Annotated in this window: 16 protein-coding genes; 11 read left to right on the forward strand and 5 right to left on the reverse strand. The window is 70.8% G+C overall.

Annotated features, from left to right (window positions below; all coding sequences use genetic code 11):
- Positions 1–30 precede the first annotated feature (30 nt).
- The 3 genes from ACH4U7_RS16985 to ACH4U7_RS16995 all read left to right on the forward strand — a co-directional run bounded on the left by ACH4U7_RS16985 (position 31) and on the right by ACH4U7_RS16995 (position 3,673).
- A complete protein-coding gene (locus tag ACH4U7_RS16985; protein ID WP_398528686.1) occupies positions 31–1,206 on the forward strand; it encodes a 4-hydroxybenzoate 3-monooxygenase in 1,176 nt (391 codons plus the stop codon).
- On the forward strand, positions 1,203–2,045 hold the full coding sequence (locus ACH4U7_RS16990) for an IclR family transcriptional regulator (protein WP_398528687.1): 843 nt from the start codon (positions 1,203–1,205) through the stop codon (positions 2,043–2,045). The genes ACH4U7_RS16985 and ACH4U7_RS16990 overlap by 4 nt, the downstream gene beginning before the upstream one ends.
- A 176-nt stretch (positions 2,046–2,221) precedes the next feature.
- On the forward strand, positions 2,222–3,673 hold the full coding sequence (locus ACH4U7_RS16995) for an MFS transporter (RefSeq protein ID WP_398528688.1): 1,452 nt from the start codon (positions 2,222–2,224) through the stop codon (positions 3,671–3,673).
- A gap of 14 nt (positions 3,674–3,687) precedes the next feature.
- Here the strand turns inward: ACH4U7_RS16995 and ACH4U7_RS17000 are convergent, their stop codons facing one another.
- Positions 3,688–5,289, reverse strand: coding sequence for a hypothetical protein (locus tag ACH4U7_RS17000; RefSeq protein ID WP_398528689.1), 1,602 nt, complete (start codon positions 5,287–5,289; stop codon positions 3,688–3,690).
- Between the two features lie 69 nt (positions 5,290–5,358).
- Complete coding sequence (gene hemE / locus ACH4U7_RS17005) at positions 5,359–6,444, reverse strand: uroporphyrinogen decarboxylase (RefSeq protein ID WP_398528690.1); 1,086 nt, start codon at positions 6,442–6,444, stop codon at positions 5,359–5,361.
- A gap of 91 nt (positions 6,445–6,535) precedes the next feature.
- Between hemE and ACH4U7_RS17010 the strand changes: the two genes are divergently transcribed.
- The 5 genes from ACH4U7_RS17010 to ACH4U7_RS17030 all read left to right on the forward strand — a co-directional run bounded on the left by ACH4U7_RS17010 (position 6,536) and on the right by ACH4U7_RS17030 (position 13,117).
- The gene (locus ACH4U7_RS17010) at positions 6,536–7,291 is read left to right on the forward strand and encodes a DUF3000 domain-containing protein (RefSeq protein ID WP_398528691.1); all 756 of its coding nucleotides are present in this window, start codon (positions 6,536–6,538) and stop codon (positions 7,289–7,291) included.
- A 189-nt stretch (positions 7,292–7,480) separates the two neighbouring features.
- Positions 7,481–8,140 carry a LuxR C-terminal-related transcriptional regulator gene (locus ACH4U7_RS17015; protein WP_398528692.1) on the forward strand — a complete coding sequence of 220 codons (660 nt, stop codon included), beginning with the start codon at positions 7,481–7,483 and terminating at the stop codon, positions 8,138–8,140.
- Between the two features lie 189 nt (positions 8,141–8,329).
- Positions 8,330–9,607 carry an HRDC domain-containing protein gene (locus ACH4U7_RS17020; RefSeq protein ID WP_398528693.1) on the forward strand — a complete coding sequence of 426 codons (1,278 nt, stop codon included), beginning with the start codon at positions 8,330–8,332 and terminating at the stop codon, positions 9,605–9,607.
- Between the two features lie 166 nt (positions 9,608–9,773).
- Positions 9,774–10,991: an acetyl-CoA C-acyltransferase gene (locus tag ACH4U7_RS17025; protein ID WP_358633152.1), complete on the forward strand. Its 1,218-nt coding sequence runs from the start codon at positions 9,774–9,776 to the stop codon at positions 10,989–10,991.
- Positions 10,988–13,117 (forward strand): 3-hydroxyacyl-CoA dehydrogenase NAD-binding domain-containing protein, encoded by a 2,130-nt coding sequence (locus tag ACH4U7_RS17030; protein WP_398528694.1) that lies wholly within the window; start codon positions 10,988–10,990, stop codon positions 13,115–13,117. The genes ACH4U7_RS17025 and ACH4U7_RS17030 overlap by 4 nt, the downstream gene beginning before the upstream one ends.
- Positions 13,118–13,171: 54 nt before the next feature.
- Here the strand turns inward: ACH4U7_RS17030 and ACH4U7_RS17035 are convergent, their stop codons facing one another.
- Both ACH4U7_RS17035 and ACH4U7_RS17040 read right to left on the reverse strand, forming a co-directional pair.
- Complete coding sequence (locus ACH4U7_RS17035; RefSeq protein ID WP_398528695.1) at positions 13,172–13,480, reverse strand: hypothetical protein; 309 nt, start codon at positions 13,478–13,480, stop codon at positions 13,172–13,174.
- Positions 13,477–13,614 (reverse strand): hypothetical protein, encoded by a 138-nt coding sequence (locus ACH4U7_RS17040; protein ID WP_398528696.1) that lies wholly within the window; start codon positions 13,612–13,614, stop codon positions 13,477–13,479. The genes ACH4U7_RS17035 and ACH4U7_RS17040 overlap by 4 nt, the downstream gene beginning before the upstream one ends.
- Before the next feature lie 220 nt (positions 13,615–13,834).
- Here ACH4U7_RS17040 and ACH4U7_RS17045 point away from each other — a divergent pair, with 220 nt between their 5' ends.
- Both ACH4U7_RS17045 and ACH4U7_RS17050 read left to right on the forward strand, forming a co-directional pair.
- Positions 13,835–14,752, forward strand: coding sequence for a helix-turn-helix transcriptional regulator (locus ACH4U7_RS17045; RefSeq protein WP_398528697.1), 918 nt, complete (start codon positions 13,835–13,837; stop codon positions 14,750–14,752).
- 27 nt (positions 14,753–14,779) lie between these two features.
- The gene (locus ACH4U7_RS17050) at positions 14,780–14,992 is read left to right on the forward strand and encodes a DUF397 domain-containing protein (protein ID WP_398528698.1); all 213 of its coding nucleotides are present in this window, start codon (positions 14,780–14,782) and stop codon (positions 14,990–14,992) included.
- A 52-nt stretch (positions 14,993–15,044) separates the two neighbouring features.
- On the opposite strand, the gene ACH4U7_RS17055 is transcribed toward ACH4U7_RS17050, so the two are convergent.
- Entirely contained in the window at positions 15,045–15,947 is a 903-nt protein-coding gene (locus ACH4U7_RS17055) for a hypothetical protein (RefSeq protein ID WP_398528699.1), read from the reverse strand.
- 360 nt (positions 15,948–16,307) lie between these two features.
- Between ACH4U7_RS17055 and ACH4U7_RS17060 the strand changes: the two genes are divergently transcribed.
- A partial coding sequence (locus ACH4U7_RS17060; protein WP_398528700.1) for a hypothetical protein occupies positions 16,308–17,284 on the forward strand: 977 nt, incomplete at its 3' end.

A 17,284-nucleotide genomic window follows, 5' to 3' on the forward strand; every position in this document is an offset into this window, starting at 1 on the left:
CCCAAAGCAAGAGCGAGAGGGAGCGATGACATGCGCACGACCGTCGGCATCATCGGTGGCGGCCCCGCCGGCCTGCTGCTCGCCCGTCTGCTGCACCGAGCCGGCGTGGACTGCGTCGTACTGGAGAGCCGCGAGCGCCGCTATGTCGAGGCGCGCCAGCGGGCCGGGATCCTGGAGCAGGGCACGGTGGACGTGTTGCGGGAGTGCGGGGCGGGCGCGCGGATGGACCGGGAGGGGCTGCCGCACCGCGGTATCGAGCTGCGCTTCGAGGGCCGCGCCCACCGCATCGACTTCCCGGCCCTGGCCGACGGACGGTCGGTGATGGTCTACGCCCAGACGGAGGTCGTGAAGGACCTGGTCGCCCTCCAGCTCGCCGACGGGCCACCGCTGCTGTTCGGGGCCGAGGTCCTGGCCGTCGAGGATCCCGACTCCGCCACGCCCACCGTCCGCTTCCGGCACGAGGGCCGCGAACAGACGCTCAGCTGCGACTTCGTGGCGGGCTGCGACGGCTTCCACGGTGTGGCCCGCCGGGCGATCCCCGCCGAGCGCACCGCGGTGTTCGAGCGCGACTACCCGTACTCCTGGCTCGGCGTGCTGGCCGATGTGCCGCCGTCCTGCGAGGAGCTGATCTACGCCCGCCACCGGCGCGGCTTCGCCCTGCACAGCATGCGCTCCCCGCAGGTCTCCCGGCTCTACCTCCAGGTGCCGGCCGGCACCGATCCGGCCGACTGGTCCGACGAGCGGATCTGGGACGAGCTGTCCGCCCGCTTCGCCGTCGACGGGGACTGGGCCCTCGAACGCGGGCCGATCACCGCCAAGTCGGTCACCCCGATGCGTTCTTACGTCCAGGAGCCGATGAGCCACGGCCGGCTGTTCCTGGCGGGCGACGCGGCGCACATCGTGCCGCCCACCGGCGCCAAGGGCCTCAATCTGGCCGTCACGGACGTGGTCACCCTGGCCCGCGCCCTGACCCTGCACCACGAGACCGGCTCCACCGAACTGCTCGACCGCTACTCCGAGACCTGTCTGCGCCGGGTGTGGCAGGCCGAGCGCTTCTCGGCCTTCATGACCGACACCCTCCATCCGCACCCGGACCGGACCCCGTTCGAGGAGCGGCTGCAACTGGCCCAGCTGGAGCGGATCGCCGCCTCCCCGGCCGCGTCCGCCGAACTCGCCGAGAACTACGTCGGTCTCCCGCTGTCATGACCGCGCCCAGTCCCCCGGGTCCCCGTCCCCCGGGTCCCCGTCCCCTCGGCCCCCGCGCCCTGGAGGGCCGTCGCTCGGTCGCGGGCCGGGTGCTGGCCCTGCTGAACGCGTTCGACGCCACGCACCGCTCGCTGTCCCTCACCGCGCTGGCCCGCCGCGCCGACCTGCCGCTGGCCACCGCGCACCGCCTGGTCGCCGTGCTCACCGACTGGGGCGCCCTGGAACGGGACGCGGCGGGCGCGTACCACATCGGGCTGCGGCTGTGGGAGGTGGCGACGCTGTCGCCGCGCGGGGTAGGGCTGCGCGAGGCGGCGCTGCCCTTCATGGAGGACCTGTACGAGGCCACCCACGAGAACGTCCAACTCGCCGTACGCGACGGCCTGGAGGTGGTGTACATCGAGCGGATCTCCGGGCGTTCCGCGGTACGGGTGCGCAGCCGGGTCGGCGGCCGCTGGCCGCTGCACGCGACCGGCGTCGGCCTGGTGCTGCTCGCGTACGGGCCGCACCGGCTGCGCGAACGGGTGTGCGCGGGACCGCTGCGCCGCTTCACGGAGCTGACGATCCGCGACCCGGCCCGGCTGCGGTCCGCCCTCGCGGAGGTGCGGCGCACCGGCATCGCGGTCAGCGACCGGCAGATCACCATGGACGCGCTGTCGGTCGCCGCTCCGGTGCGCGGACCGGGCGGGGAGGTGGTGGCCTCGCTGTCCGTCGTGGTCCCGGCCGCCGAGGGGCGGGCGCCGGGGCTGATCCCGGCCGTGCGGGTGGCCGCGCACGGCATCTCCCGTACCGTCGCGGCCGCCTGGGGGCAAGCCCCCGTCGCCGAGGCTTCCGGTCGGTGAAAGGGTGCGACCGCGCCCCTTGCAGCGTCACGATTCGGCCCACAGGCTGTGGGACACCTCGCACCAAGCATCAAGCACCACACGCACCTCACGACCTCGCGCCACCGACGCCGGACCCACGAGGTGACATCAGCGGCTGACGCCGCGCGGCTGCGCCCAGAGGGGGACCTGAGGCCATGTCCGAAGCGACCGCACCGACCACCGGCCGGGAGCCGGAAGCCGGGTCCGGAGGCTGGAAGCCGTATCACACCCTGTGGGCCATGCTGCTCGGCGGCTGGCTCTTCTCGTACGCCGACCGCACCATCACCGGCCCGGTGGTCACCTGGCTCATCGACAACGACCACGGGATGCTGGGCTCCGCCAGCCATCCGCACGCGCTCGGCGGGCTGATCGGCAGCCTCTTCTTCGCGGGCTACATGCTGACGCAGTTCCCCGGCGGCTATCTCGGGGACCGCTTCGGGCACCGCGCGATGCTCGCGATCTCGCTGCTGTGGGCGGGCGTGGCGACGCTCGCCAGCGGGCTGGTCGGCGGGCTGATCGCCTTTGTGGTGCTGCGCGTGCTGACGGGGCTCGGCGAGGGCGTCTTCTACTCCAACGACCGCACCCTGATCGCCCAGCGGACCCCGCCCGCCAAGGCCGGCCTGGGGATGGGCGTGGCGATCACCGGTCTGTCCATCGGGTTGACGATCGCGACCATCAGCGCCCCGTATCTGATCGACTGGGGCGCCGATGTGTTCGGTCATGAGGACGCCTGGCGGATGCCGTTCCTGGTCCTGGGCAGCGCGACGCTGGTGTTCGGCGTGGTCTCGGCCGGCTATCTGCGGCGTATCGGCGGCCCGCTGCGGGCGACCGGCTCGGCGCTGCGGCTCCTGGGCATCTCCGTGGTGCTCTGCGCCGCGGTGCTGGCCGTCTATCTGATCGCCGACGGGGCGGGGCTGCCGAGCTGGGGCGTGGCCGTCCTGGAGTGCGTGCTCGCGTTCGTCCTCATCGGGGCGATCTTCGCCCGGCGCGGCTCGCGGCTCGGCGCCGTCTCCCGCAACCGCAACGCGCTGCTGCTCAGCTTCGCCTTCATCGCGGTCATGTGGAACCTGTGGTTCTTCAGCTTCTGGTCGGTGTCGATCGTCGCCGACGCCGCGCACAGCTCCTTCCAGAACGCCGCGCTGGTCGCCACCTTCAACGCGGGCGCGGGCATCCTCGGCTTCCCCGCGGGCGGCTGGCTCTCGGACCGGGCGAAGGACCGGGGCTGGGGGCGGCGGCCGCTGCTGGTCGCGTTCACGGTGGTCCAGGGGTTGCTGGTGCTGGTCTTCGGCGCCTATCTCCAAGCCGACGAGACGCCCTCCCTGCTGGTGATGTCGGTGCTTCTGTTCGTCACCAGCCTGTTCTTCAACGCGCTGCAGCCCATGGCCCACGCGCTGCTGAACGACGTGGTCGACGCCGCCGAGCGCGGGGCCGCCTTCGGGATGTTCAACCTCGTGGGCGAGATCGGCGCGGTGATCAGCCCGGCGCTCAGCGGCACCCTCTTCGACCACTACGGAACCTGGACGCACGCCGTCTATATCGACGGCGCTCTGATGCTCGCCAGCGCCGTCCTGTACTACCTGATCCGCGAGCAGGTCCAGCGCCCCTAGGCCGTGTCGTACCGTCAGGCGCCGCCGTTCTCGTCGTTCTCCTTCACCTCGTAGAGGACGTCCAGCGCGTCCCGGACCCGCTCGGCCAGATGGCGGGGGCAGCTCCAGGCGTCGGGGGCGAACGGCTCGTCGGGGGCCTCGAAGTCCCCGGGCGCGCAGAAGTGGTTGAGATGCGCGCCGATCAGCGCGTCGGGGTTGCCCGCGACGCCGTATCCGCGGCCCGCGATGCGCTCCAGGCCCTGCCAGGGGTGCTCCCCGGGGTGCGGACACGGCTCGTGCAGCGGGGCGAGGTCGATGGTTACGAAGATCTCCTCCAGCACGCCGAGCACGGAGGTCGGCAGGTCGACGGCCATCCCGTCCACCGCCCAGCAGGCGAGCAGCAGCAGGGCGGCCCGCTCCCGCTCGTCCCCAGGTCCAGCTCCGGCCCCGGCCCCGGCTCCGGACCCGGACCCGGACCCGGACCCCGCTCCGGCCGCGTACCGGCGGGCGGCCCACAGCGCGGCGTTCTGCACCAGCTCGTCGTGTTCGGTGACCCAGGACTGCCGGTAGGTGGTGGTGAGGGTGTCGATGTCGATCCGCCCGTCGGCGAGCAGATACTCGGCGTCGAGGTGGGCGGTGTCGCGGCTGCCGAAGAGCTTGTCGCGCCCGGCCAGCAGCCGGTCCAGCGTCTCGCGGGCGAGCCCGGCGAGAAAAGCCGGGCACAGCCACCCCTCCAGGGAGGTGTGCCATCCCTCGATGCCGCCCCGCCGCTCGTATACGCCCCGCCCGCCGGGGCTGAGCAGATGGACGCCCACGGTGGCCAGCGCCGCCGGGTCGTCGCCGGTCTCGGGGTGCTCGCCGTCCCGGTGTGCGCAGGGCTCGTCGCCGAGCCCCGGCAGTACGGCCTCGAGCGCGCCGATCATCTCGTCCAGCACCCACTTGCCGCGGATCCGGCCGCTCACCGCGTACCAGCAGGCGGCGCGCAGGATGACCACGAGCCCGGCGCGGCTGTCGCCGTCGGGGTGGGCGCGCAGCGCGGCGGCGTGCTCGAAGAGCTCGTACGCGGGGTCGACGTGCGGGTAGTCCCAGAGGATCGACCGCAGGTGGCCGGCCTTCCGTACGTCGATGAGGGGCAGCCGGGGCGGGACGTCGGCCACGGTGCCGGGGTCGATGATGTCGATGGCCACGCGCGCGTATCCGGCGATGTTGCGCGGACACAGCCACTCCTCCTTGGTGGCCGCGTCGTGCCACTGCCCGTCCTCGGCCTCGCTCCTGCCGTTGCGCAGCAGCGGCAGCAGCCGCGCCAGGTGGTCGTGGCGCTCGTCCAGGTCGTCCTCGTACGGGTGCCGCTCATGTCCGCAGGCGTGGCCGCGCAGGGCGCTGTCGGCGGCGTCGAGCGCCACCAGGGCGACGCCTTCGACGCCGTCCCCGGTGAGCCAGCCGGTGTGTTCGGCCGTCATCAGCAGGCCGAGCGTCCACAGGTAGGCGTGGTCACCGGTGGGCTCGGCGGTCAGCCGCTCGGCACAGTCGCGGACGAGCCGGTCGGCATCGTCCTTGGAGCGGCCTTCGCGGACGGCGTCCCACTGGTCGGCCAGTTCCCGGACGCGGTCGGCGGTGATGGCAGGGAAGTCCCTCATGGTCTCCCAGACGATGAGGGACCCCGTGCGGGTTCCGGCTACTGAGCGCGCAGACCTGAGCGCGCAGGCTCAGCGGGCGGTCCGGGTGTGGACGTACTCCACGAGGCGGGTGAGGGCGTCGGGGTCGGTGGTGGGCAGCACGCCGTGGCCGAGGTTGAAGATATGACCCTCCAGGCCCCGGGCCGCGTCCAGCACCTCGTCGGTCTTGGCCTCGACGGCCTGGCGCGGGGCGAAGAGCACGGCCGGGTCGAGGTTGCCCTGTAGCGCCTTGCCGGGGCCGACCCGCCGGGCCGCCTCGTCCAGCGGCACCCGCCAGTCCACGCCGACGACGTCCGCGCCCGCCTCGCCGAGCAGCCCCAGCAGCTCGCCGGTGCCGACGCCGTAGTGGATGCGCGGCACCCCGTATCCGGCCACGGCGTCGAAGACCTTCGTGGAGGCGGGCATCACGCGGGCCCGGTAGTCCGCGGGGGACAGGGCGCCGACCCAGGAGTCGAAGAGCTGGACGGCGGAGGCGCCCGCCTCGATCTGCACCTTCAGGAAGGCGGCGGCGATGTCGGCGAGCCGGTCGAGCAGATCGGCCCACAGCTCGGGGTCTCCGTACATGAGCGCCTTGGTGCGCTCGTGGTTGCGCGAGGGGCCGCCCTCGATGAGGTAGCTGGCGAGCGTGAAGGGCGCGCCGGCGAAGCCGATCAGCGGGGTGGCGCCGAGCTCCCCGGTGAGCATCCCGACCGCCTCGGTGACGTACTTCACATCGTCCGGGTCCAGCGGGCGCAGCCGGTCCAGGTCCGCACGGGCACGGATGGGGTCCGCGATGACCGGGCCGACGCCGGGCTTGATGTCGAGGTCGAGCCCGATGGCCTTGAGCGGGACCACGATGTCGCTGAAATAGACGGCCGCGTCCACATGGTGGCGACGAACCGGCTGCAGCGTGATCTCGGTGATCAGGTCCGGCCGCGTACAGGAATCGAGCATCGCGATGCCCTCGCGGACCTTGTGGTACTCCGGCAGCGAGCGGCCGGCCTGCCGCATGAACCACACCGGAGTATGCGAAACCGGCTCACGTCGGCAGGCGCGCAGGAAGGCCGAGTCGGCGGTGGCGCTCGCCGCGGTGCGGCCGGTCTGCTGTTGGCCCGAGGGCCGCTCGTTGGCGCTCATGACCCAAATCTTCGCACGGGCCGAACGAGTGACCCGCCAACCCGGGTGTTCTTCCCCGGTTGAGGCCCCCGATGCGCCTAGTCTTCCGGGCATGGCAGCGGTTCAAGGACACCTCTCGAACGGTGCTGATGGCGCCGGGAGCGCCGACGGGGCGGACGCGGCGGGCGGGGAAGGGGCCCCGGCCGTCTTCCGGCATGCCGTGGCCGGGCTGTGTGCCGTACGGCCGCGGCCCGAGGTGGAGCTCTCCCCGACCCCGCCGCCGCGGCGGCTCGCGCCGTTCTCGTACGCGCTCGAGGCGGCCGTCACCGCGGACCCGGCGGATTCGGGGGGCGACGACGAGGAGCTGGCCGAGGGGCGGCTGATCCTGCTGCACGACCCGGCCGGGCACGACTCCTGGTGCGGTACGTTCCGCCTGGTCACCCTGGTGCACGCGGATCTGGAGCCGGAGATGGCGGCGGATCCGCTGCTGCCCGAGGTGTGCTGGTCGTGGCTGACCGGTGCGCTGGAGGCGCGCGGGGTCGAGTACCGGCAGCCGAGCGGCACGGTGACCCGGGCGAGCTCGCACTACTTCGGCGGGATCGGGGAGCGCGAGCCGTCGACCCGGATCGAGATCCGCGCCTCCTGGACGCCGGCGGAGCCACCCGCAGCGGAACCGGCCCTGGGCGAGCACCGGCGGCCGGAGCGGCCCTTCGCCGCGGGCGACGGACCGGCCGGGGTGCCCGACACCGGCGCGCACCTGGCCGCCTGGTGCGATCTGCTGTGCCAGATCGCGGGGCTCCCGCCGGTCGGGGCGGCCGAGGCGGGCGTCGTATCGCTGCCGCAGCGGCGCGGCCCTCAGCCCCGCTGAGCGCGGCGCCGAGCATCTGCCGCGTCCCCGGCGAGCACTCGGCGGGCGCTCGCTGATCAGGCTTGATCGATCAGTCGTCCTAATTGCCCGAATTGTTACTCACCAAATCGTGATCATTCCCTAAAGCCGGACCGTATCGGTGCCGAAGGACGTGGTGACCCGTCCCACCACTTCCCCCCAGGAGGCCTGGTGTCTGTTCTCCTCGAGCAACCTTCCAGCCTGGTCGCCTATCGCCCGAACAAGCCGACGGCCATGGTCGTCGTCGCCGACCCCCGCGTCCGTTCCACCGTCACCCGTCACCTGTGGGCCCTCGGGGTGCGCGACGTCATCGAGGCGTCGTCCGTCGCGGAGGCCCGTCCCCGTATCGGCAACCCCCGCGACATCTGCGTCGCCGATGTCCATCTCCCCGACGGCTCCGGCCTCACCCTGCTGTCCGAGACCCGCGCCGCGGGCTGGCCGAACGGGCTGGCCCTCTCCGCTGCCGACGACATCGGCGCCGTACGCAACGCCCTGGCCGGCGGCGTCAAGGGCTACGTCGTCACCGGCACCCGCACCAACCTGGGCATCCCGGGCCGCCCCGGTGCCGCCCCCCTCGGCGCCGCCGCCCGGATGCACCGCCGCCCGCCGGGCGCCCCCGGACATCCGGGCGGCTACCGCGAGCTGTCGGGACGCGAGGTCGAGGTGCTGAGGCTGGTTGCGGAGGGCCAGTCCAACAAAGCCATCGGCGTCTCGATGGGCCTGTCCGCCCTCACCGTCAAGAGTCACCTCGCCCGTATCGCCCGCAAGCTGGGCACCGGCGACCGGGCCGGAATGGTCGCGGTCGCGCTGCGTACCGGGATCATCCACTGAGCCCCGCCCCGCCCGTCCCCTGAGCCCGCACAGACCCCGCACAGAGCCCGTACACACCCCGTACACACCCCGTACAGCCCCTGGCTCCCGCCCAGGCCACCACCGTCCATCCAACGCCCGGCGCCCGCCGACGGAACGTTCCGTCGGCGGGCGCCCTGCGTACCCGCTGTACACAGCTACCCTTGACAGGTGACCGACGCCCAAGAGACCGCAGCAGAGACGACACTGCGAACCACCGGGGGCGCTCCCCCGGACGACCTCCCCTCGGCGCCGGTCCCCTTGCTGGAGCCACGTGAGGGCATTCCGCCCGTCACCGCCGACCCGGACGCGCTCGCCGAGGTCATCACCGCCTTCGCCGAGGGCCACGGCCCGGTAGCCGTGGACGCCGAGCGCGCCTCCGGCTACCGCTACGGCCAGCGGGCCTATCTCGTCCAGCTGCGCCGCGCCGGCGCGGGGACCGCCCTGATCGACCCTGTCGGCTGCCCCGACCTGTCCGGCCTGGGCGATGCCATCGCCGACGCCGAATGGGTGCTGCACGCCGCCACCCAGGACCTGCCCTGTCTGCGCGACATAGGCATGCTCCCCGGCCGCCTCTTCGACACCGAACTAGCGGGCCGGCTGGCCGGGTTCGCCCGGGTGGGCCTCGGCGCCATGGTCGAGAACATCCTCGGGTACGCCCTGGAGAAGGGCCACTCCGCCGTCGACTGGTCCACCCGCCCGCTGCCCGACCCGTGGCTGCACTACGCCGCGCTCGACGTCGAGCTGCTGGTGGACCTGCGCGACGCGCTGGAGGAGGAGCTGACGCGGCAGGGCAAGCTGGACTGGGCCCACCAGGAGTTCGCCGCCATCGCCGCGGCCCCGCCCGCCCCGCCCCGCAAGGACCCCTGGCGGCGTACGTCGGGAATGCACAAGGTCCGGCGGCGCCGCCAGATGGCCGTGGTGCGCGAGCTGTGGACGGCCCGGGACAAGATCGCCCAGCGCCGCGACGTCTCACCGGGCAAGGTGCTGGGCGACGCGGCCATCATCGAGGCCGCGCTGGCCCTGCCGACGACCGCGCGCGCCCTGGGCGCGCTGGGCGGCTTCGGCCACCGTATGGGCCGCCGCCAGCTGGAGCAGTGGCAGTCCGCGGTGGACCGCGCGCGGGCCCTGCCCGAGTCGGAACTCCCCCAGCCGGGCCAGCCGGTGGCCGGACCGCCGCCCCCGCGCGCCTGGGCCGACAAGGACCCGGCCGCGGCGGCCCGCCTCTCGGCGGCCCGTACGGCGGTGACCGGCCTGGCCGAGCAGCTGAATCTGCCGCAGGAGAACCTGATCGCCCCGGACACGGTGCGCCGGCTGTGCTGGGAGCCCCCGGCCGAGGTGACCGCCGAGTCCGTCGCGGCCGTCCTGCACGGCTACGGCGCCCGCCCCTGGCAGATCGAGCAGACCACCCCGATCCTCCTGGCGGCCTTGGGGACGACGACGGCGTGAGCTGACGCGGCGTGGGCGGGAGGGCGAATTCCCGGGTGTGACGTTCGCCCCTCCCGGAGCGGGGGCTGGGCACCATGGTTACTCATAAGTAGCATGAGGCCATGGCGCGCCCCTTGCCGGGCGTGCCCGCAGCAGTGCCACCCCGCGCACCTGGAGGAGAGCCAACGTGCCTCGTACCGCTAGGGATGTCGTCTTCGTCGACGGCGTCCGGACCCCGTTCGGCAAGGCGGGTCCCAAGGGCATCTACCACGAGACCCGCGCCGACGACCTGGTCGTCAAGTGCATCCGGGAGCTGCTGCGCCGCAACCCGGATCTGCCGCCGGAGCGCATCGACGAGGTGGCCGTGGCCGCGACCACGCAGATCGGCGACCAGGGCCTGACCATCGGCCGCACCGCGGGCATCCTGGCCGGGCTGCCCCAGTCGGTGCCCGGCTACGCCATCGACCGGATGTGTGCCGGTGCGATGACCGCCGTGACGACGACCGCCGGCTCCATCGCCTTCGGTGCGTACGACATCGTCGTCGCGGCCGGCGTGGAGCACATGGGCCGCCACCCGATGGGCGAGGGCGTCGACCCGAACCCGCGGTTCGTCTCGGAGAAGCTGGTCGACGAGTCGGCCCTCTTCATGGGCATGACGGCGGAGAACCTCCACGACCGGCTGCCGCACATCACCAAGCAGCGCGCCGACGAGTACGCGGTGCGCAGCCAGGAGAAGGCCGCCAAGGCGTACGCCAACGGCAAGATCCAGCCAGATCTGGTGCCGATCTCGGTGCGGCGCACCAGCCCCGAGGGCGGCGAGCTGGGCTGGGGCCTGGCGACCGCGGACGAGCCGATGCGCCCCGGCACCACGCTGGAGGGCCTGGCCACGCTGAAGACCCCGTTCCGCCCGCACGGCCGGATCACCGCGGGCAATTCCGCCGGGCTCAACGACGGCGCGACCGCCTCGCTGGTCGCCGCCGAGGACGTGGCCCGGGAGCTGGGCCTGCCGGTGAAGATGCGGCTGGTCAGCTACGCCTTCGCGGGTGTCGAACCGGAGGTGATGGGCTACGGCCCGATCCCGTCGACGAAGAAGGCCCTCGCCAAGGCGGGGCTGACGATCGAGGACATCGGCCTCTTCGAGATCAACGAGGCCTTCGCCGTACAGGTCCTGTCCTTCCTGGACCACTACGGCATCGACGACGACGATCCGCGCGTCAACCAGTACGGCGGCGCGATCGCGTTCGGGCACCCGCTGGCCTCCTCCGGAGTGCGGCTGATGACGCAGCTGGCCCGGCAGTTCGAGGAGCAGCCCGAGGTCCGCTACGGCATCACCACCATGTGCATCGGCTTCGGCATGGGCGGCACCGTGATCTGGGAGAACCCGCACTTCGAGGGGAACAAGTGACCAGTACCGAAGAGCTTCTCAGGGGAGCGGCCGAGCTGTTCCCGGACGAGGTCGTGACGCAGGCGTACGTCCGCCATCTGGACCTGCCGCAGGGCGCTGGCCGGTTCGCCCTGATCACCCTCGACAACGGTCTTGACCACACCAAGCCCACCACCTTCGGCCCGGCCTCGCTGGCGAATCTGAACGCCGCGCTCGACCAGGTCGAGAAGGAGGCCACCGAGGGCGAGATCGTCGGCGTCGGTGTCACCGGCAAGCCGTTCATCTTCGCCGTCGGCGCCGACCTCAAGGGCGTCGAGCTGCTGAAGCGCCATGAGGACGCGCTGGCCATCGGCAAGGGCGGCCACGACGTCTTCAAGCGGCTGGCGGATCTGGCCGTGCCCACCTTCGCGTACTACAACGGCGCGGCGATGGGCGGCGGCGTCGAGGTCGGCCTGCACTGCTCCTACCGCACCGTCTCGGCCGCGCTGCCCGCCTTCTCGCTGCCCGAGGTCTTCCTGGGCCTGGTCCCCGGCTGGGGCGGCTGCACCCTGCTGCCGAACCTGATCGGCGCCGACCGCGCGGTCACGGTGATCATCGAGAACTCGCTCAACCAGAACCGGCAGCTCAAGGGCAAGCAGGTCTACGAGCTCGGGATCGCCGACGCGATCTTCGAGGGCGCGGACTTCCTGGAGCAGTCCCTGATCTGGACCGCGTCCGTGCTCAGCGGCCAGACCGAGGTCGTACGTCCCGACGTGGACCGTGGCGAGGCCTGGGACGCGGCCGTCGAGCGCGGCCGGGCCATCGCCGACAGCAAGGTGCACGGGGCGGCCCCGGCCGCGTACCGGGCGCTGGACATCATCGCCGCCGCGAAGAACGGCGATCTGGGCCAGGGCTTCGACTCCGAGGACGGCGCCCTCGCCGACCTGATCATGGGCGGCGAGCTGCGCAGCGGCATCTACGCCTTCAACCTGGTCCAGAAGCGCGCCAAGCGCCCGGCCGGAGCCCCGGACAAGTCCCTGGCCCGCCCGGTCTCCAAGGTGGGCGTGGTCGGCGCGGGCCTCATGGCCTCGCAGCTGGCGCTGCTGTTCGCGCGCCGCCTCGAGGTGCCGGTCGTGCTGACCGACATCGACCAGGAGCGCGTCGACAAGGGCGTGGGCTATGTCCACGACGAGATCGACAAGCTGCTGCTCAAGGGCCGTCTCAACCAGGACAAGGCCAACCGTCTCAAGGCCGCGGTGACCGGCTCGCTCGACAAGGCCGCGGCCTTCTCCGACGCCGACTTCGTCATCGAGGCCGTCTTCGAGGAGATGGGCGTCAAGCAGCAGGTGTTCGCCGAGGTCGAGGCGGTGGTGCCGGAGCACGCCATCCTGGCCACCAACACCTCCTCGCTGTCGGTGAGCGAGATGGCCTCGAAGCTTCAGCACCCGGAGCGGGTCGTCGGCTTCCACTTCTTCAACCCGGTCGCGATCCTGCCGCTGCTGGAGATCGTCCGCGGTGCGAAGACCGACGACGCCTCGCTGGCCACCGCCTTCGGCGTGGCCAAGAAGCTGAAGAAGACCGCCGTCCTGGTCAAGGACGCCCCGGCGTTCGTCGTCAACCGGATCCTGACCCGCTTCATGGGCGAGATCCAGAACGTCATCGACGAGGGCACCCCGGTCGACGTCGCCGAGCGCGCCGTCGAGCCGCTGGGCCTGCCGATGTCCCCGCTGGTGCTGCTGGAGCTGGTCGGCCCGGCGATCGGCCTGCATGTCTCGGAGACCCTGCACCGGGCGTTCCCGGACCGGTTCACGGTCTCGGAGAACCTGCGGCGCGTGGTCGAGGCGGGCAAGCGCGGCTTCTACGTCCACGACTCCGGAAAGCCGGAGCTGGACCCCGAGGTCGCCGCGCTGCTGGAGCAGGGCGACTCGGTCCTGACGGAGGAGCAGGTGCGCACGCGCGTCCTGGACGTGGTCGCGCAGGAGATCGGCCTGATGCTGGACGAGGGCGTCGTCGCCGAGGCGCAGGACATCGACCTGTGTCTGATCACCGGCGCCGGCTGGCCCTTCCACCTGGGCGGCATCACGCCGTACCTGGACCGCGAGGGCGTCTCGGAGCGGGTGGTCGGCCGCCGCTTCCTGGCCCCGGGCGTGGCGAGCGTCCCGGCGTAGCGCGTGGTGTTCCGAGCGCCGGACGGGCCACTCGCCCGTCCGGCGCTCGCGTTCTCAATCGTCCGATTCGTCCATGTCGGCGGGCACGGGAAGGCGCCTGCCCCGGCTGTCGGCGACCCGCAAAGTGTCGCGCAGCGCCTCACACAACCGGTGTGCCAGATAACGAAGTTCCCCGGCACCCGCCTTCCGGTCAGCGAGCAGTTCGCCTGCGTGGCCGAGCAACTGGGTACCCATGCCGAGCTGTACCGCTTCGACCTCGTCAGCCATGCGGGACAGGTAGCCGCTGCCGTCCTCGTCCGACACGAGGTAGCAGGGCTGGCCGCCAGGGCCGGACCACGGCAACAGCCGAGGGGATGCGCTCACTGGGCAGCCACCTTCACGCCGTGGATGGTTCGGAAACCGACAGCGAGACGTTCAGCGGCCGCCCGGTGACGGCCCGATGGCGACAGCAGTAACCGCAACAGCGCCTCGAAGAGGTTCGCGATACCTTGGGTCATGTCGTCAACCTTCCAGTGGTTGAGGGCCACAGCCCCGGACGTCCGGCAACGTCGCGGGGTTCTTCGCTTTCCACGTCACCCACCCGCGCTGTTCGCCCCTGGATGCGCGCGGGCACGGCGAGCCGCCACGAACCCAGCAGCTGCGGCGAGTTGTTCGCGAAGTGACGCGGCTCTCAGCATGCACTCGCGTTGAATCGAACCGCAATCGAGCATATGGAAATTGACCCAAAAGCTCTATCCGGTCGGTAGTCTTGCCGTCACCCAGGATCACCGGAGGAGAGTTCATATGGCTGGTGCACGTCCGACAGTTCGGCGCCGACGTGTTGCGGCGTTGCTCGTCAAGTTCAGGAAGGAAGCGGGCAAGTCCCTGGATGAGGCGGCCGACCGCATCGGATGCCACCGCACGAAGATCAATCGCATCGAGAACGCGCACCTCGGCATCTCGCTCGGAGAACTGCGCGACCTGTTGACCTTCTACGGAGTGGACGACCCGGCACAGGTCGAGGAGATGGTGTCGCTCGCGCGTCGCGGCAGGGAGCCCAATTGGGTACGCCGCGCCAGCGTCGCCAGGCCGTCGTACCCCGACTTCATCGACTACGAGGAGTCGGCCGAGTACATCCGCACCTTCCAGTCGTCCCTCGTCGCCGGGCTGCTGCAGACTCCCGACTACGCACGGGCGGTCATCCAGACGGCGCCCTCGACGCTGGGGCCCGAGGCCGTCGAGGCGTTGGTCACCGCGCGCATGGAGCGGCAGGAAGTGCTGAAGCGGGATCATCCGCCCCGCCTGTGCGTGATCGAGGGCGAGGCCGCCCTCCGGCTACGGGTCGGCGGGCCCGAGGTCATGCGCAAGCAGCTCGACCACCTTGCGGAGATGGCCCAGCACCCCAGCATCGAGTTGCAGGTCATCCCGCACAGCGCGGGGGCTCATGCCGGGCTCTTCGGCGCGTTCGTGCTGTTCGCCTTCCCCAACCCGGTGTTCTCTGATGTCGTATGCGTGGAGCACAGGACGGGGACCCTGTACATGGAGACACCCGAAGAGACGGCAGAATATACGCTGATCTTCGATTCTCTCCGGTCGATCGCCTTGAGCCCGCGCGAGAGTCTCGACCTGATCGCCCGGATACAGCACGAGCTGTAGCGCCAGCAAGCAGAGAGGCAGCGAGGGATGTGCCCGCCGTACCCTGACAGCGCAGATTGGCGCAAGAGCAGCTACAGCGGGCAGGGGGGCGACTGCCTGGAAGTGGCCGACCGCCTCATCCCTGGCGCGGTCCCTGTCCGTGACAGCAAGAATCCCCAGGGCCCGGCGTTGGTCTTCTCGCGGGACGGCTGGTCATCGTTCGTCTCCGCGATCAAGCACGGAGAGTTCCCCGCCACCTGACCCACAAGGCATCCGCCTGCCTGTCTACCAGCCCGGCAAGCTGAGCCTGCGGCTACTCCTCTGAGGTGCTGGAGCTGTCGTGCGGGACGGTGTCGGTCTCGGTGATGCCATCGTTGAAGACGATGGTGAGCGGGGTGCTGCCTTCCCGGCGGGCCTTGTACAGGTCCTCGGCGATGCGGTCGTAGAACCTGTGGGCAAGGGCCCAACTGCCGTCGAAATCCCCTCGACCGTCGACCTCCGTCGTGTGAAGGGTGATCAGCATGCCGATGAGGGAGCGGCCGGACAGGGTGACACGGACCAGGCCGTCGGTGTGGTCCGTGACGGTGGGCGTTGTGCCGAAGTGTTCGTGCCCAGCAGCCCGCCGGGCGATGAAGTCCCAGGCATCGCGGTGACAGACCACGTTGACTCGGGCGACACCTGCCGCATGGAGCAGTAGGGCCCGGTGGCTGGCGCGTTCGTCACGCCTCGCATCGGGTGACTCCTGGGTGCCCGCGAGAGACACAGGGGCGCCCTTGCTGGATTCGGCCTCTTCCTCATCCCCGGCGTGATCTTCTTCCTTCTGCGGGCTGATGGGCTGCTCTGAGACCGGGTCGGCGCCCGCTTCGGCAGGAATGGGTGTCGTGGCAGCACCAGGGGGCTCAGGCTCCGTGTCGGGCACAGCCCCTTCAACCTGTCGCTCAGGCGAAGACGCAAGGGTGGGCATTTTCCGGACAAGGTCCGCGAGGTCCTCGATGGTTCGGCGGAGCGTGTTGACTTCCCGCTTCAGTGCCGCAACCTCCACAGCTGACTGAGAGGCTTGGGACGCGGCAGCGCTGGCCCGGTCACGGGTCTCGCTGTGGTCCTGCCGGATGAGCGATACGGCATCCGCCACCTGCTGGCTCAGCTGCTGATGGCTGGTGTCCAGTCGGCTTCCGAGGGCATCTACCGACTCTTTGATGGCGTTCTTGGTGTCCACCAGTACGGTGATGACGTCGTTTGCGCGTACCACAGCCCCACCCCAGGTCCTCAGTTGGAAAACTCCGGCGCGCGAGCACACCGGAGAGCCTCTCTCGTCTCAGAACGAATTGGCTATTTCCGGCATGCTCTACACCCTGTTGGAACATACTGACCGAAGCTCACCTAACTCCGGCGGGGAACGCCCCCTTGACCACGGCTGTGAAACGGAGGGGCGCTCAAGTCGCTCTAGGCCAGAGGCGAGTAAAGCCGTTGGCCTGGCCACTGCCACAACCGCCCCCGCGTGGAGCAGTGGACCTTCTGGATGGCCTGGCCGGCTTGACAGGGGGCCAATTTTCGCGATCCACGTTACGGTCGGCGCATGTCAAACAGTGAGGCCAGTACGTCCAATGGGGAGCCGACACCGGACACACCGTATGCCGCCCCGCTCAGCAAGAGACAGCGGATCGCCGCCACCGCGATTGGGCTTTCGCTCACCGGGGGCGGCGTGGCCTCCATCTTCCTCGGAAAGAGCCAGGCGGGGAGCGTGGTACTTGTCCTGGGAGGAGTCGCGTTCCTGATCGTCGCGGTCATCGGGATGTCTGTACACCGAGTGAGACTGAAGGATGTGGAACTGTACTTCGGTATACGCCGCACGCAGCAGATCAGCGAGGTGGCCAGTCGTCTGCCTCATGTCGACGCGCTCCGCCTCATGCAGATCCTGTCGGAGACGAAGGACGGCGATCCTTACGCCGATCCGCTACTGCTGTTGATCGATTCGCTGTTGTTCGAAGCTCGGGTGCGGGACGCGGTCATCTCGGCTCTCAAGGAAGGCGAGCACGCCGAGACTCATCCCGAGGCAGACATCGGAGAACCGCTGCTTCACGTATCGCGGCCGGATGGGATACGGATCGGCGTCTTCGCCATGTTCGCTCCCAGCGAGGCAGGAAGTCTCACGGCAGAATTCGATGACGAGTTCGTCGACGTTCTCCCGAGGACTGGCTCCCACGCTGTCATCCTGATCACCTGCGTGCGCGACCGCGGATACCTGGCGGCACTCTCGGACAAGATCCAGCAGGAGGCCGGACTGCCCGTGGCGATTGAGTACTGGAGACCACGCGGAGAAGGCCGTTCCCTGCGCTCCTCCATCGACCGACTCTCTGAGGCGGCTCGTGCTGCAAGGACTGTCCCGCGCCGTTGGAGCCACAGAGTCCCGGGAGCGACTGAGGCATGGATTTGTGGTGAGTTTGAGACGGCGACACGCCGCCCCCACCGCGGGGGGGCGGCTGAGTCTAACCACAAAAACACCCCCCATTTAGTTTGGGAAAAAGCAAAACCCAGGGGGGGCCCGCGGGGGCC

The organism is Streptomyces sp. NPDC020845, assembly GCF_044334165.1.
GTDB lineage: Bacteria > Actinomycetota > Actinomycetes > Streptomycetales > Streptomycetaceae > Streptomyces.